The organism is Streptomyces sp. NA04227, from assembly GCF_013364195.1.
Classification (GTDB): Bacteria; Actinomycetota; Actinomycetes; order Streptomycetales; family Streptomycetaceae; genus Streptomyces.
On sequence record NZ_CP054918.1, the window covers coordinates 5,218,808 to 5,234,704 of the forward strand.

A 15,897-nucleotide genomic window follows, 5' to 3' on the forward strand; every position below is an offset into this window, starting at 1 on the left:
AGCCTGAACTCCCCCTGTCCTAACGCTTCTTGGGCACGATCAACCGGCCCTCGTTGATGTTCACCTGATTGCCGATCAGCGTGATCACGGCGCCCGCGCCGTTCCCGATCGTCACGCCCTTCTCGTCGATGTCCAGCCAGGCGCCGGTCGCCGCCTCCAGGTGGATGCCGCCGCCCGGCGTGTCCGACATGACGATCTTGTGCTTGCCCGGGGTCTGGATCACGACGGGCTTGGTCGCCCCGGCCTGCAGCTCTTTCTGCGCGTCCAGGGGCAGTTCGTCCGCGGAGCCGTACCAGGCGCCCGTCCACACCGGGAAGCTCGGATCCCCCTGCTCGAACTCCACCCACACACCCGCACCGACCGCGGGCACCACGAACTGCCCCGACTGCGGCCCGGTGAACGGCAGGCAGGGCAGCGCCCAGGTGGACGCCTCGTCACCGAGCACATCCGGGACCGAGACGGTCAGCCGCCCGATCCGCAGCGGATCGTTGTTGTCCACCACCCGGCCGCGGAACTTGCCGAGGAAACGGTTATTGGGTGCCGCCATGCGTCAACTGCTCCTGGGTTGTGGGCCGTTGCTGCTCGTAGGGGGGAGTCGGGGGCCTACGGCCTTACGCGGTCGCTCATCGCGATCAGGCCCTCGCGGGTCAGGGTGAAGTTCTGCTGGTACGAGCCCACGCGCAGGTTGTGCGTGACGCTCTTGACGTAGTAGTCGCCGTCGTAGGTGACGCCCGCCCCGCGGACGCCCACCAACTCCCGCGGCCTGAGCAGGTATCCGTGCCGGTTGACGTCGAGGGAGCCCGAACCGGAGATCGCGTCCGCCGAGGTCGCCGCACGGGCGAGCAGCTCGGCACTCGCCTGCTCGGTCTCCTTCTTCGCCGTACCCGGCAGAGTCTTGCGCTTGAGAGCCGGAGTTGCACGGCGGCCCAACGGAGGACGCAACGGCTCAATGTCCGGCTGAGGCAGCAGAGTTGAGACCCTGGTCCCCGGATCCTGTACGCGCGCCATCGGCTCCTCGCGCGCCGTCCCGTCGTAGGCGAAGGTGAGCTGGTCGACGGTCGAGTTGGCGTCCATGTTCACGTTCAGCGCGTGCTGGCGCAGCCCGACGCGCTTCTCGGGGCCCCAGTACGCGGTGGAGCGGTTGGGGGTCGGCCCCGGTTCGAGGTAGAAGGTGTAACCGTTCGCGCGCGCGAGGTCGTTGACGTACTCCAGATCCGTCCCGGTCTGGTACCCGACCCGCAGCCGTTCGCGCGGCGGCTGCTCGATCTGCTCCTGCACGATCATCGGCTGGATGCCGTAGTCCGCGTACTTGGACAGAATCCGCTCAACTCGCTGCCAGGGCCGCAGGTTGGGGTAGCGGTCGGTGCGCTCCTCCAGGTCCATGAGCAGGGTGACGTCCTCGCCGGTGATGGTAAGGGTGGTCTGGCCCGGCTGGTTACTGGCCCCGACCTCCTGCCGGACGATGAGACCGTCGAGCAGAACGGCGGGCGTGCCCTTGACGCTCACGGTGAGGACGACCCGCGTCTTCGGGTCGAAGTAGCCCTCGGGCAGCAGGCGTTTGATGATCGCGCCGCCCTTGGTGAGGTCGAAGGCGAGCTGAAAACCACTGCGTTCGCCGGCGGTGCTGGTGATCTGGGCGGAGAGCAGAGCCTCCATCAGCTCGGGCGGCGCCGGGCGTGCGAGCTTGGGGCCCAGGTAGAGGGCGGCGTGGATGGGGCCCTGGCCCACCGGTTCGTCAGCCATGCCGGAATCCGCTCCCGCCACCGGGGTTCATCGCGCCGGGGAAGCCACCGGGCAGGGGGATGTCGATCACCTGGCCCGGTTCGTCGGTCAGCTCCTGCGGGTCGAGAACCGGGTTGGCGTCGGCGATCTGCCACCACTGGCCGGGGTCACCGAAGTAGCGCTGCGCGAGCAGGTCGGGACGCTCTCCGGCGTTGACCGTGTGGGGCGTCGTGTCCTCGTCCGGCGTGGCGTCGAGCGGGGGCAGTAACCGCCGCTTGGTGTACCGGACTTCACTGCCGTCCGCCTGCCGGTGCACCCCGATCTCGGCATCGTGGTAGCGGCTGGAGCGGGGGTAGGGGTGGGCGCCCGGTATCGCGTCCAGCGCGTTCTCGTACGGCTCGATGGTGGCCATGGTGTCTCCTCCTCAGCGCCTTCCTGGTCCAGCTGCTGCTCCGGCGCCGATGTGGCCGGGGTTCAGGCCGAGGGCACCCAGACTTCCGGCGCGCGCGGCGCCCGCCAGCCGCTCCTTCTGCGCGAGGTGGGCGAGGTACAGCTCGGCGCCTCGGTGGCCCGCCGGGAGGTCGCTCACGGTGAGCACCTTCAGGCCGATGCTGAGGGTGGCCCGGATGGGGTTCAGGTTCACGTCGAACGCCGACTCGTTGATGCTGAGTTCGGTGATCCGGACCGGCATGACCCGCTTGCTGCCCCAGGTGAAGAGGGTCAACGGCATCTCGATCGGGCTGATCTCGATGGCACCCTTCTGAGCATTGCGGGTGGCCTCGCGCAGTTGGGCGACCGTGGGGTGCACCAGCATTTCGAGGACGGCGAGTTGGGGGTGGATGCCGTCCGGGGCCGCGATTTCGAGCTGGTCGGTGGCGTCGATCTCGGCGGTGAACTTCCAGGTCTCCTGGGCGGGGCCTTTCAGACGCAGGGCTTCGTTACGGTCGCCGTTCCCGGCACCGCCTCCGCCGGAGTCGCCGCTGCCGCCTGCGGATTGGGGGGTGAGGCTGCGTTCTAGGGTGTCCGGGTTGAATTGGAGGACGATGATGCGTTGGGGGGTGCCGCGTTCGGGGTCTATTAGGACTATGCCGGAGCGGATGGGTTTGGGGATGTTGGGGTAGCGGGTCATGTGCGGAGCTCACTTCCAGTCGTCGAGGGGGCGGGCCGGGCCATGTGATGCCATGTACGGTCCTATTGCTGTGCCAGCAATCCCCGAACGCCGTTTCGCACGTCCTCGTTTGGCTCGTTCTCGGCCATCCAGCGCAGCATTTCTTCCGCCTGAGGCCAGGTCAGATAGACAGTGGACCAAGCGGCAATGTTTCTGATCTGTGGATCCTGGTCACGGGAGGCTTCGCTAATCACTGCGAAGATCTCCTCGTCGAATTCGGCGGAGGCAGCCAGGGTAAGTCGGACAATCCGCCTTGCCTTTTCAGTGCGAGCCTCTGTGCTTGTACCGGGGGCAAGGAGTTGCTCACGGGAGAAGGGTTCCAGGAAGAAGCTGACCCGCTTCGCGTAGTCGTCCACGGCTTCTTGGCCGGTCCCGAACACCACCGCACAGGAAACGTGCGTGATGGTGTCCTCGATGTAGGTGACCCAGAGGTCGTGATTCACACCCCAGGTGATGACGGTCTTGTAATCGGCATCTGCGCGGCCTTCGTTGGTCTCGACGACCTGCCACCCGCCGCGCTGCGCGATATTGGCGACCTTCTCAAGGCCGGGCAGCTCGCGCAGGACCATCCTGTGCTCCAGGTACTTGTCTACGGCCATGGTTCAGCGGCTCCTGAGGCGTGCTTCGAACGACGGGTCTGCGGGGATGTTGAGTATGTTCGTAAATTCTTTGTAGATCTTGACCAGGAAGTCGCCCTTCGCTTTGGAGGCCTGGTCCTTCGAATAGTCGAGCTTCATTGTGTCGGCCCACAACTTCATGTTGTCCGCGGTGCGCTGCAGAACCACCTCGGCCGCCGGTGAGGGAGTCATCTGTGCGGAGCTTCCCGTGGACATGCTCTCTCCGACGCTTTCCCAGAGTCTGGGGTTGTTGCGATTTAGGTTGGGGTTCACCTCAAGACCGTGTGCCTGCTGGATGATCTTTCCTGAGATGTCGAACTGTTTACTGAGGGCCTGAAGTTGACCCATCTGGTCGTTTGGCGCGGTCGGGGTTCTCGAAAGATAGCCAGTGCCGATGGAGGTGGAGGTGGAGAGGCCTTGTGAGGTGTCGAAGTAGGTCGGGGCACCCATGGCGCGCAGCGAAGCGAGCAGCCATTCCGTCTGCCGCCCGGCCTCCTGGGCTCCGGTGGTGTCGTCGCCGTAGTCGCCCTTCGTCCGCTTCGATCCTGGGCGGACCGGGCCGCCGGACAGCGGAGTCGTGCCGATGGTGTCGGCGATGTGTAGACCGCCCCGGTGTGACACGTCCACGGTTGCCAGGTTGGGAACCATAACGAACGGTGTGCGGAGGGGCTCGATCACGCCGAGCAGCGTGGCGGCGAGTGCCGCCCGGTTGAGGCTCTCATTGTCGAACTTCGTGCCGCCTTGCCACCCCGCGCGATTGCCCCCTGCAGCATCCAGGATCAGCCCGCCCATGGTCTGTCCGTCACGTCCCCCTGCTCGCAGGCTTCGTGCCTCCTGTCCGTACGTCGGGCCCCGCTTGTGCCCGGCCTTGGTGAGATAGGCGCCCGCGAAGTCATTTGTGCGCTCGACAGCCAAATGTGCGTCGACTTCGGAATCACCGGCCATGAGGTCCAGCGATTCCTTCTGATTCTTCTGCAGCGGATTGTCGAAAAGGCTCCTGGCGATGGCCGCCGTGCCGGTGTTCGGGTCGGCCTTGAGTCCCGGCTGCGCTCCGGACGGCTGCCCAGGGGGCGGTCGTACCCGGGCGGCCTGGCTCGTGATCGCACCCGAACGCAAGATGTGGGCGACCATGGCGTCGATGGCGTCCACGAGCTCCACCGTGTCCATCTTCAGGCCCTTTGCGACTTCGGCTGTCGGGTTCAGGCGGGCGATGATCCCAAAACTCTCGCCACCCTCGGCTTCGAGCGCGGACAGCCGGTACAGGGCCCGCATGCCGGTGAGAGCCGCCTTAAAGAGGGGGTGCTTGATGCCCTTCCTTAGCATCGCCTCGATCCGTGGGCGAATGCGTGCCACGATCTTCCGCAGTCGCTCATCCTTGGACTCCTTGGACTCCTCCTCCTTCTTGCGTTTGTCCTTCTCTTCCTGCTTCTCCTTCTTCCGGTCCTCCTTGGACTTCCCGTCCTTTCCGTGCTTGTCCTTCTTCCCCTTGCTGTCTTTGTCCTTCTTGTGCTTGTCCTTCTTCTTGCCCTTGGGCTTGTTGTCCTTGCCGTCCTTGTCCTTGTCGCTGTCCTTCTTGCCGTCGCCCTTGCCGTCCTTGGACTCGTCCGTCTTGTCCTTCTTCGGATCGGTGGACGAGTCCTTGTCGTTCTTCTTGTCGTTGTCCTCCTTAGAGCTGTCCTTGCCGCTGTCCTTGTCCGGCTTCGGCTTGGTTTCCGTATCAGGCTTCGGCTTCGCGGGCGGGTCAGGTTTCGGCTTGGGTTTCGGCGTGGGCGTGGGACTCGTGTCCTTCTTGTCGTCGTCCTTGCCCTTGGAATCGGCGCCCTTGTCCTTACCGCCGGACCCCTTGGCGTCCTTGCCGCCCGGCCCAGTGTTGTTCTTAGAGCCGTCCTTACCCTTGCCCGGAGTCCCCTGCTGCCCCTTGTCGCCCTTACCGCCAGAGCCCTTGTCCTTGTCGCCCTGGCCCTTCTCGTCCTTGTCCTTGTCCTTGCCGGGCCCCGGCTGGTCCTTGTCCTTCTCTTTGTCCTTGTCCTTCGGGTCGTCCCCCTGCGCACCCTTGTCGCCGCCCGGCTTGTCGTCCTTGCCCTTGTCCTTGCCCATGTTGTCCGCCACGCCCTTGAGGCGGTTGCCGACCTTGGACACGTACTTGCCGATGCCGCTGAGCAAGGCCTGGTAGAGGACTTCGAGGAGGGCCACCACACCGGCCGCGACCGCCTTGGCGAAGAGCAGGCCCGCGCCGCCTTGGCGTACCGCCTTGAGCCAGGCGAGGACGGCTTGGAGTGAGGAGAGGATGGCGCTCAAAGCGCCCCAGGCCGTGCGGATGGCGTCGATGACGGCGATGGCCCAGCCCGCGCCGGGGATCAGCTTGGCGACGACCTTGGTCATCACCAGTTCGCCGATGATCAGGGGGAGTTGGGGGACTACGGCCTCCCATGCCTCCTTGACCATGTCGTCCAGCGACATGCCGCCCTTGACCAGCTTGTCGATGATGGCCTTCGGGACGCCGAGGATCTCCTGGATCTTCTCCTTGAACCACTGCTTGACCGCGCTGGACACCTCGTTGAAGAGGTGGTTCTTGGCGCCGTCCTCGGCGGAGTTCTTGGCGCCGCTGAGCCAGCCGCCCGGGTCGGAGAGGAAGTCGGCGGCGATCAGCATCCACTCGCCGAGCGCGAGGAGCAGATTCTTCGCGAAGTCGACGATGGCCTTGATGCCGGAGACGACCGCGTCGACCACGGCGCTGAGCGCCTTGCCCAGGAAGTCGAGGGCCGCGGAGAGGGCCTTGCCGAGTGCGTCGAGGAGGTCCCCAACGGCCTCCATCAGCGCGGTGGCGAGCTTCTGGACGAAGTCGATGGCGGCCTTGACGACGCTGACGATGGCCTCGCCGATCTTCTTCGCGAGGTCCACGACGGCCTGTACGGCGCTCTTCACGAAGTCGACCACGGCGTCGACGAACTTCGTGACCTTGTCGGCGATCCACTTACGGGCGTCGTTGATCCACCCGCCGACCGCTTTGGCGAAGTCATTGATGAAGCCGGTCACCGCGGTGAAGGCCTTCTCGACCAGTTTGGTGATGGCGTCGACGAGGTCGTTGAAGAGGTCGACGATGAAGTCGAAGGCCTTCTTCCACAGGGGGGCGTCGTCCTTCTTCTTTTTCTCCTCTTGCTGCTTCTTCTTGGCCTCCTCCCTGGCCCTCTTCTTCTCGTCCCGGATCTTCCGGTCGCTCACATCCTTTTCTTTCGCCGTCTTCTCGTCGGTCTCGGCCTCCTTGTCCTTCACCTCCTGCCGGGCCTTCTTGTGCTTCTCGGACTTCTTGTCGCCGAGCTTCTTCACCTCGGCGTCCTGTTCGGCCCGCCACTGCTCGCGCTGACCGGTGACGTCGGCCATCGCCTTCTGGCGTTCACCGGACTGCTGGTCGGAGTTGGTGGCGATCTCCTTGTCGACCTGCTGCTTGTGCTTGCTCTGGGTGTCCCGGAACTCGCCGTCCTTCTTCTCCTTGGCGCCGCCCATGTCCTTCTGGCCCTGGGCGAACGCCTGTTGGAGCTCGGGCCCCTTCTCGTGCTCGGCCACCTCCGAGGCGGCCTCCACCGGGACGGCCCCGGTGTTCACGGACGTCTTGGCGCCCCCGCCCTTGCCGCCCCGCGGACCCGGGACCTTGGACTCCATCACCGTCTTCGGGACGTCCGGGAAGATCTGGTCCTCGCCCATGCCGCGGGCGGCGTCCTGGCGACCGGTGGCGAGGGTCTCCCGGGTCTTGGCGTCGACCGCCTCGTTCTGCGCCTTGGCGGTCTCGTCGGCCGCGTCCTGCATCTCCACGCCGGGCGCGGTGCCGGCCTCTGCCTGGGCGATGGACGGGTCCTCGGTTTCGACGGCGTCGAGGTCCTTGCCGTCACTGTTCTTGCCCGGGTCGAAGTCCTTGTCGGGCAGCTTGGCGCCCTCGACCTTCGCCTCCTCGGCCTTCGGCGCCTCGGACTTCTGTACCGCGTCCTGGTTGTACTGGGCGGGTGCGTCGGTCCGCGGCGCGCCCTGCAGGGTCTGCGGGGAGCCGGCGGGGCGCGTCATCGAGGGTGGGGCCGCCGACAGTTGCTTGTGCTCGTCGCCAACCGTGCGGTCCACGGAGGCGGAGATGCCGCCCATGGCCTCCATGGCGCGGTGCGGCTTCAGCTTGGCGGCCTGGCTGAGGCCCGCCTCGGGGGCGACCTGCGAGAGGTTGGGTGCGGCGGCGGAGTCCTTCTTCGCCTTCGCGGGCGCACCCTTGGCGCCGCCCCCGCCGCCACGCTTCGGGGCCGCACCCTTCCCGGCAGGCTTCCCGCCGGGTTTCGGAGCGGACTTGGCCGCCTTGGGTGCCGGTGCCTCGGCCTTCGGCGCCGAGGAGTTGGCGTTCGAGACGCGTCCTGCGGTCTTCTTCCCGGGCTCCGGGGCCGACTTGGGGCTCCCGGAGGCCGCGGAGTCCGGCTTGGACGAGCTCTTCTCCGTCTGCGTGGACCCTCCGGACGTGGATCCGGACGAACCGGAGGAGGCGCCCGAGGAACCGTCCGAGGAGGAACTGCCCGACCCCGACCCGTCGCTGTTGCCGGAGCCGGAGGACTGGCCCGGGACATCGGCGTTGGAGCCTCCCGTGACCTGGCTGTCCCGTCCTGCGGAGGGTGACTTGTCGTCGTCGGTGGCGCCGTTCTTCTCCTCGGGAGCGGTCTCCTCCTTCTTTCCCGCGTCCGTTCCCGAGTCCTTGGCGCCCTCCCCGTCCTTCTTCTCCTCCGCCGAACTCGCTTTGCCCTCGGCCGACTTGGAGCCGCCCGCCTTCTGCGACTCTCCTTCGCCCTTGGCGCCCTCCTTGTCCTTCCCGGCGCCCTTGCCCTCCTTGGCCGCCTCCTCGCTCGCGGCCTCGGCCTCCTTCTTGCCCTTGGCCTCCTGCTCGGCGGCGCGTGCCGCGGCGGGTTCGGCCTTCTCGTCCTCGCCGGTCTTCGGCGGGGCACCGGCGAGACCGGAGCCGGGCTTGGGGCCGGAGGCTCTGTCGACGGCGTTCAGGCCGAGTCCGGCCTCGGGGCTGCCCTCGGTCTCCAGCGAGGCGTCGGGGAGCGCGGGCCCCTGCGACTCCTCCTCCGCTTCGGGCTCGGCCTCCTCCTCGGCGTCTTCCGCGTCCCGCTCGGCCTGGACCTTCTCCGCCTTGGTCGGCGGGGGAGCGGGGAACGAGGGCATGGCGGGCTCGGCGCCCCCGGCGGCCGGGTCGAGCTTGTCGGCGGTCGGCACGCCGGAAACGTCGAGGTCCTTCTCCGGGACGAAGTCCTCCGGCTGCAGCTTGGTGTCCCAGGCGCTCTTCTCCCCGCCGCCGACCTCCACCTCGGAGTCGCCGCCCTGCGCGGGGCCCGGCTCCTTCTCCTCCGGGTCGAGGTCCTGGGAACGCTGCCCGTCGAGGAGACTCCGCTTCGCGGCGTCGAGGTCCGGCTTTCCGGAGAACGACGGCGAGCCCGTCGGCTTGTCGTCGGCGGCCTTCTTGTCCTCGGCCGGGAGCTTCTGGCTCTCGACCAGGGCCTCCGCGACGCCGGGACGGTTCTTCGCCGCCGACTCCTCCTCGCTCGCGGCCGGAGCCTCCTCCTGCTCCCCGCCGCCGGCGTCCTCCTCCTTGCCGCCGCCCCCGTCCTTCTCGTCTCCCTTGTCCCCGTCCTTGCCCTCGGCGTCCTTCTTCTCCTCGGCGGCGCCCCCGGACTTCTCGTCCGCTGCCGCGCCGTCCTTCCCCCCGCCCTGCTGGTCCTTCCCGGCGGAGGCGGAGTCCCCGCCGTCCTGCTCGGACTCCCCTGAACCGGCACCGGAACCGGCCTCGGTCCCAGGTCCCTCGGTCCCGGGCCCCTCCGGAGCCTGGCCGCCCTCCTGCTGACCGGGGTTGGGCGCGTGGTTGCCGCCGCCCGGCTCCTCGGTCTCCTCACGCCCGCTCTCGGGCGGACGCTGCTGGTCCTGGCCGGGCACGGGAGCCGGCTCCCGGCCCTCCACCGGACGAGGCTTCGCCGACCCCGGTGCCTCTTCCGTGCGTTCCTTGCCCTCCGGGGCGGGAGCCTCGGCCGGGCGCTCGTCGCGTGCTTGCTCCTTCTCCCCGTCTCGTTGCTCGTTCTCCCGGTCGCGGAGGATCTCCTCCGCCGCGTCGGGCTCCACGAACGGCGCGCCCAGGGGGCTCTGTTCGGGGCCGTCGCCGTCGTAGAACTCCTCGGCGTCCGCCCCGTCGACCAGTTCGATCAGCCGGTCCAGTTCGGTGCTGAGCAGCCGGTTCTCCAGCCGCTCGTACACCTGGTCCTGCAACTCCTCGGAGAGTGCGCCGAGTTGCAGCCGGGCGCGCTTGGACCGGTCCTCCGGGTCACCGTGCAGCGAGCGCACCACCGCGTTGGCCAGCCGGTCCACCAAGGTCGCCGGGTCCAGCTGTTCGAGGCGGTTGCGGTCGGCGTCCACGTGTGTGTAGCGCAGCCAGCCGGGAGTCGCCTGGCCCGCCTCGACCTCCGGCGCCGCCGTGGCCGACGACTCAGCGGACGTCAACTCCTGGGCGGCCGTCTCCGCCTCCCGCTCAATGGCCTCCTGCGGCAGCGATACGGCGCCCGGCTCACGCCCGGCCTGGAGCGCGCCCGAGCCGTGCGGGTTCTGGATCGTGTGCAACAGCTCGTGGGCGAGGAGGCGTTGGCCCTCCTGGGTGCCCGGCTGGAAGGTCCCCTCGCGGAAGAAGATGTTCTGCCCGACGGCGAGGGCGTCCGCGCCCATCAGATCCGCGAGTCGACCGGCGTCACGGTCGGTGTGCAGGCGCACTCGGCTGAGGTCGTGGCCGAGCTGCTCCTCCAACTCCCGTCGTACGCCCGGGTCCAGAGGCTGTCCGGCGCCGCTGACGATGTTCTTCGGTTCGAGCGCGCCGTTCTTCGCGCCGCGTTCCTTGCGCTTGCGGCGGCGTTCGGCCGCTGCCGCCTCGGCTCCCTGGGACTGGTTCTGCGCGGCGGTGGTCATCGGGCTTCACCTCGCCCCGCACGTCCACCCGGTTCCGCCGAGAGTCCTTCGTGTACCGCCCGCGCCAACTCCTGCCCGAGCCGTCGCGAGGTCAGGTTCGCGGGCAGTGGCGGCAGCCCGGACAGCGCGTCCAGCGCACGGTCCGTGGCGGCCAGCGGCACCCCCCGCTCCCGTACGAGACGGGTCAACTCGGTCTGGAAAGCGGCCGATACACGGTCGCCGTCCACCCCGTGACCGAAGCCGTCGAGGACCAGTTCGCCGATGTCGATACGGACGGTGTCGGCAGGGACGGTGGTGGCAGGGGCGGGGTTCCTGTGCTCGGTCAGACCCATCCGCGGACCTCCGACGGCGTCAGGGAGCGTTCCAGCTTCAGGTACTCGGTCTTGGCGGCGGCGAGCATGTGCCGCATCTGGAGGCGGTCGCCCTCCTCGGCGGCGAGGAAGGCGCCGGAGAGGGCGATATTGCGGATCGAGCCGCCCGCGACGGTGAGTTGGGCAAGGAGCGCGGTGTCGATGTCCTTCACGGGGGCCTGTGGCGGGAGCACCCGGCGCCAGATCTCGGCGCGTTCGGGCTCGGCCGGGAAGGGGAAGTCGACGACGAAACGGATCCGGCGCATGAAGGCGGTGTCGAGGGCCTTCTTCATGTTGGTGGTCAGGATGGCCAGACCCCGGTACGCCTCCATGCGCATCAGGAGGTAGCTGACCTCCAGGTTGGCGTACCGGTCGTGGCTGTCCTTGACCTCGCTGCGCTTGCCGAACAGGGCGTCCGCCTCGTCGAACAGGAGCAGCGCGCCGCCCCGTTCGGCCGCGTCGAAGACCTTGCGCAGGTTCTTCTCGGTCTCGCCGATGTACTTCGAGACCACCTGGGAGAGGTCGATGATGAAGAGGTCGAGGCCGAGTTCCTTCGCCATGACCTCTGCGGCCAGAGTCTTTCCGGTACCCGAGCCGCCCGCGAACAGCGCGGTGACACCGAGGCCCCGGCGCAGCGTCCCGGCAAATCCCCACTCCTGGTGGACGGTTGCCCGCTGCCGTACGTGTGCGGTGATCTCCCGGAGTACGCGGACCTGCCGGTCGGCGAGCACCAAGTCGCCCCAGCCCGCGCTCGGTTCGATACGGCGCCCCAGGTCGTCCATGCCGAGCCGGGCCTCCGTCAGGCCCGCGTGCCAGGCGAGTTGGGCGGGGCTTTGGTCCTCGGCCTGCGGCAGATCGCGGCGTACGGAGGCGGCGGCCGAGCGGATCACGTGCGGGGCGAGCTGGAACTGGGCGACCAGGCCCCGGAGTTGGTGCTCGTCCAGGTCCGGTATGCCGCTGAACGCGCCTGCCCACAGATCGAGTTGTTCCTCGTCGTCCAGACGCGGGACGCTCACGCGCTCGCCGCGCGGGCGGTCCGTCTGGCGCGGGTCGTCGCCCGCCACCACCAGCGGCACCCCCGCCCCCGACGCGAAGGACTCCGTCGCCGCCCGCTGGTCGCGGTCGAGTTCGCCGATCTCCAGGAGGAGGGCGGACGGCAGCAGTACCGCCTCGCGCTGCCAGAGACGGGCGAGACGGTCGCGGTCCGCCGGGTCGGTGGGTACGTCGTCCGCCGTCATCGAGTACAGGCCGAGCCCGGAACGGGCCGCCGCCGCGGCCGCGATGTCCGCCCGGGTGCGCAGGTCGCCGCCGACCAACTCCACCATCAGCGGCGCGTCCGGCCGCGAGCCCGCCGCCCAGCCCGAGGCCACCCGGGTCGCCGCCAGGTCGTAGGAGGCGGGGAGTTGGTCCGGTACGGGGCAGCGGCGCAGCATGCCGTGCAGGCGGGCGTCCAGGTACGGCGAGCCGAGCAGGAAGTGCAGGATGCGCTCGTCCAGGCGGAGGCGGGAGGCGGTCAGACGGCTCTCGTCGTCCAACTCGACCAGGCGCCAACGGCGTAGCGGAGCCACCGGTGTCAGCGCGCTCCAGTGCGGCTCGGCGAGAGCGGCCAGGGCGAGCGAGAACGTCGGATACGCACGCTCCGGATCACCACTCGCCGCCGCGCACCGCGCACCCGTCGTCGGGTCCAACTCCGCCGCCGCCGTGAGGAGTACGACCTGCTGCTCGAACTCGCTGAGGCCGAAGCAGGCTGTGAGTGTCGCGAGGGTGGAGAGGGGCGGGAGGGAGGCGAGAGGGGAGGACGAGGACCCGGGGTCGGGAACGACGGCCGGGGCGACGGGAGTTGAGGCCTTCTGCCGGTGCTTCGGGTTGTTCTTCGGGGTGGCCGAGACATCTTGCTCGTGTCCCTGCTCTCCCTGCTGCTTCTGCTGTTCCTCGTGTCCTACGTGCGCCGCTGACGTGCCGGACGCGCCGGAGGTGCCGGACGTCCCGCGCCCCGCCCGCGACGCATGGCCGTCGACGAGCGCGAGGACCTGCTGTATCGCGGCGGTGAGGGCGAGAGTGTCGTCGGGCGCCGTGCCGGAACCCGCACCGGGCCCGGTCCCCGTACCGTTGCCGAATCCCCGCGCCGCCATGTCCTCACCCGCCCCCTCTCGCCGCATCGACTCAGCTCTCCCGGCTCTGGCTGTCGCTCGGGCTGTCGCTCGGGCTGTCGCTCGGGCCGACACTCCGGCTCCGGCCGGTGCCCCGGTCCGTGCCCTCGTCCCCGGTCTTGCCGCCCTGGCCCGTCCCCTGGGACTTGCGTGCCGCCGCCTGCCGGGCGCGCTTGGCCGCCGCCGTCTTCGTCGCGGCCTTCACGGCGGAACGCGAAGTCGCCCTGGAAGCAGCGGACTTGGAGCTCGTCGACTTGGCGGCCGCGGACTTGGAAGCAGCAGATTTCGAGGAAGCCGAGGTGGAAGACGTCGCCTTGGAAGGCGTCGACTTGGAAGACGCAGCCTTGGCCCCGGCCGACTTCCTCGTCGCCGCCGCCGCCGTCGCCTTGGACGCGGACTTGGCGCCCGCCTCAGCCGCCTCCGCCCTCGGAGCGGCGGCACCCGAACCAGCGCCCGCACCCTGCTCCCCAGCCTGCGGACCCTCCCCAGCCTGCGGACCTTCCTCCGCCCCCGCCTCCTCCTCCCCGGGCAACGGATACTCCCCGATGACCGGCGGCACCGGAGCCCCCGGCGCCCCGAACGGCAGCACCCTGACCGTCCTGGTCTCCACGGGCTTCGCCGGGACCGGCTTCTCGCGGCCGTCGATGAGGACGAGGGTGCCGGTGTAGGTGACGGAGAGGGTGTACGGGGTCTGGTGGAGCATGCCCCAGAGCTTGGAGGTCTCGTCGACGTCCATGACCTCGGGCGTGAAGCGCACCCGCTGCGCGGCCTCGGCGAGGTCGCTGCCCTCCAGGTACGGGCGTTCGGCGGCGGCCTCGATGACGTCCTGCGGGAGTACGGGTATCTCGTGCAGGGTGCGGATGACGGAGCCGATCAGGCGCTGGCCGACCAGTTCCGTCTCCTCGCCGTACGCGCTGATCACGTAGTGCAGGTCGAGCGCGGCGGCCGGGCGCTTGAGGAGCGTGCCGTCGGAGGCGCGGGTGGCCAGGTCGTCGTTGCGCCGGGCGGTGTTGGGGGTGACGCGGTAGAGGAAGACGTTGATGGTCGGATCGGTCGGCGGCTCGGCGGGGGGTTTGCGGGTCTCCACCGAGACGGCCATGTCGATCTCGGGCCGCAGATTGTTCTCGATCAGCAGGGCCAGGGCCTGGGTGACATGTGCGATGGCGAGTGCGTTGCTCATGAGGTTGCTCCCTCGGTCCCCGTCGTCGTCCGTGCGGTCGCACCGGCAGGCGCGGTGCTGCTTGCCGCGGTCGCCGTTGTCACCGCGGTGGTGCTGATGCGGGCCGCCGTCCGCGTACCCCAACTGCCGTTCGTCCTAGGCGTGTTCACCCGCGTCCCTCCGTGTCCCGCCGCAGGAACTCGTCCAGGGCGAGCGAGGCCGGGCGGCGCCCCGCCCCCTCGCGTGCTTCCTCGCGCCGCCGGTCCGCGGCACCCGCGGCGCTCACCTCCAGCCGCCCGATCTGTACGTGCACCGTGCGCTCCCCGCCCCGTGGCGCCCGGCGCCCGGACGCCGCGCGCGCTGCCCCGCGTGCCACCGTGGCCGCGTCGCCGGTACTTGGCCGCACCGCGGGCGGGGTGAGCGCGGGAGCGGTGATGCGTTCCCCGACACCCGTGCTGGAAGCGGGAGTTGGGGCCGTCGGCTCTCCGTCCCGTGCGTCCGGGCCCCGCCGCCCCGCCGCCGTGGACCCCGGCACCACACCCGGCCGCACCGACGCGGACGGCCGCAGCAGGGGTTCGCCGGAGGACTCCCGTACGACCTCGCGTACGAGACCCGGGCCGGGCTCGCCGCTCTGTTCCGTCCGTACGACCGTGCGTTCGTGTTCGGTGTGGAGCTGGGCCGCTGAAGGACCCAACCGGCCGCTGGGGTCCGGTACTTGGGGGGTGGTCGGCCACGGCGAACCGGCCCCCGGCTCGCTCGGCGAGGGCTCCTCGAAGCCGTCGCCGCGTACCGCCTCCACGCGCTCGAAGGGGCCCGCCAGACGCGGCCGTACGCGCGCCACGTCCCGTGGCGCGGGCGTCGCCGCGGGGGCGTGCCGGGCGAGCAGACGGTCGAAGAAGTCGGGTGCCGTGCCGCCCTGTCCCGCGGACACCGGGGCGCCCTCGCTCGGCTCAGGCATCAGCACACAGCTCCAGGTAGTAGCGGCGGCGCAGGGGGCTCAGCGCCAGGATCTCGGGCTCGGACCAGCCGTAGGCCCGGGCGAGCAGATGGACGTCCAGGAGCACGTCGCGTGCCCAGGCATCCAGTTCGGTCCACAGATAGGAGGCGATGTCGAGTTCGGCGCGGGTGGCGGCGCCGCACTCGGGGCAGTTGACCGCGAGCGTGATGTCCGCGCCGGGATCGGCCTGTTCGGCGGCCTCGGCGATGGCGCGCTGCACGGTCGGCGGCAGCGCGTCCGGCCGGGCCGGGCGGCCCTCCCGCAGGGCGGAGCGCACACAGCGTTCGAGGAGCACCCGGCGGGCGTCGGGCCCCGCCTGGGCCGCCGCCGTGAGATCGGCGACGGTGGGTGGCCGGAAGGCGACCTCCCAGCCGTCCACCGTCACCCGCAGCGGCTCATCGGCGTCCGCGCCCTCGCCCGGCCTCGCGAACGCCCCGGCGTCGAGGTCGAATTCCATCGCCTCGGCGCAGGACGCGCACTCCAGGCGTACCTGCATACGCTCGCCGAACAGGGCTCGGCGCAGCGCGAGCAGATCCGCCTCGCGGGCGCCCACCGGCAGTGCGGCGAGCGTCTGGTCGTCGGCGTGGGGACGGGCCACCCGGTGGAGCAGGCGGGCGCGGGCGTGCGGCAGCACGGCCACGCCCGCCTCCCAGGCGGCCAGCAGCTCGGCGGGACCCGTAGGCGTCATCGCCACGGCCTCCCTGCTCCTCGGGTCATCCCCTCGGTTCCCCCTCCTCGTCGAGAATGTGCCTGAATCCGCTCAAC

Annotated in this window: 11 protein-coding genes; all 11 read right to left on the reverse strand. The window is 69.7% G+C overall.

The features are described 5' to 3' along the window. Nucleotides 1–19: 19 nt before the first annotated feature. Nucleotides 20–547: a phage baseplate assembly protein V gene (locus HUT18_RS22385; RefSeq protein WP_176102353.1), complete on the reverse strand. Its 528-nt coding sequence runs from the start codon at nucleotides 545–547 to the stop codon at nucleotides 20–22. A gap of 56 nt (nucleotides 548–603) precedes the next feature. Further along, a complete protein-coding gene (locus HUT18_RS22390) occupies nucleotides 604–1,743 on the reverse strand; it encodes a hypothetical protein (protein ID WP_176102354.1) in 1,140 nt (379 codons plus the stop codon). Beyond that, nucleotides 1,736–2,134, reverse strand: a complete 399-nt coding sequence (locus tag HUT18_RS22395) for a LysM peptidoglycan-binding domain-containing protein (protein WP_176102355.1) — start codon at nucleotides 2,132–2,134, stop codon at nucleotides 1,736–1,738. The genes HUT18_RS22390 and HUT18_RS22395 overlap by 8 nt, the downstream gene beginning before the upstream one ends. Before the next feature lie 12 nt (nucleotides 2,135–2,146). Further along, nucleotides 2,147–2,851: a hypothetical protein gene (locus HUT18_RS22400; RefSeq protein WP_176102356.1), complete on the reverse strand. Its 705-nt coding sequence runs from the start codon at nucleotides 2,849–2,851 to the stop codon at nucleotides 2,147–2,149. A 62-nt stretch (nucleotides 2,852–2,913) separates the two neighbouring features. Further along, nucleotides 2,914–3,489: a hypothetical protein gene (locus HUT18_RS22405; protein ID WP_176102357.1), complete on the reverse strand. Its 576-nt coding sequence runs from the start codon at nucleotides 3,487–3,489 to the stop codon at nucleotides 2,914–2,916. Between the two features lie 3 nt (nucleotides 3,490–3,492). Then, nucleotides 3,493–10,476, reverse strand: coding sequence for a DUF4157 domain-containing protein (locus tag HUT18_RS22410; RefSeq protein ID WP_176102358.1), 6,984 nt, complete (start codon nucleotides 10,474–10,476; stop codon nucleotides 3,493–3,495). Further along, nucleotides 10,473–10,808: a hypothetical protein gene (locus tag HUT18_RS22415; protein WP_176102359.1), complete on the reverse strand. Its 336-nt coding sequence runs from the start codon at nucleotides 10,806–10,808 to the stop codon at nucleotides 10,473–10,475. The genes HUT18_RS22410 and HUT18_RS22415 overlap by 4 nt, the downstream gene beginning before the upstream one ends. Next, complete coding sequence (locus HUT18_RS22420; protein WP_254878752.1) at nucleotides 10,799–12,985, reverse strand: ATP-binding protein; 2,187 nt, start codon at nucleotides 12,983–12,985, stop codon at nucleotides 10,799–10,801. Before HUT18_RS22420 ends, HUT18_RS22415 begins: the two co-directional genes overlap by 10 nt. Before the next feature lie 4 nt (nucleotides 12,986–12,989). Then, nucleotides 12,990–14,156, reverse strand: a complete 1,167-nt coding sequence (locus HUT18_RS33920; protein WP_254878753.1) for a DUF4255 domain-containing protein — start codon at nucleotides 14,154–14,156, stop codon at nucleotides 12,990–12,992. A gap of 145 nt (nucleotides 14,157–14,301) precedes the next feature. Beyond that, nucleotides 14,302–15,093 (reverse strand): hypothetical protein, encoded by a 792-nt coding sequence (locus tag HUT18_RS22430; protein WP_176102360.1) that lies wholly within the window; start codon nucleotides 15,091–15,093, stop codon nucleotides 14,302–14,304. Next, nucleotides 15,086–15,820, reverse strand: coding sequence for a hypothetical protein (locus HUT18_RS22435; RefSeq protein ID WP_176104730.1), 735 nt, complete (start codon nucleotides 15,818–15,820; stop codon nucleotides 15,086–15,088). The genes HUT18_RS22430 and HUT18_RS22435 overlap by 8 nt, the downstream gene beginning before the upstream one ends. Nucleotides 15,821–15,897: the final 77 nt, after the last annotated feature.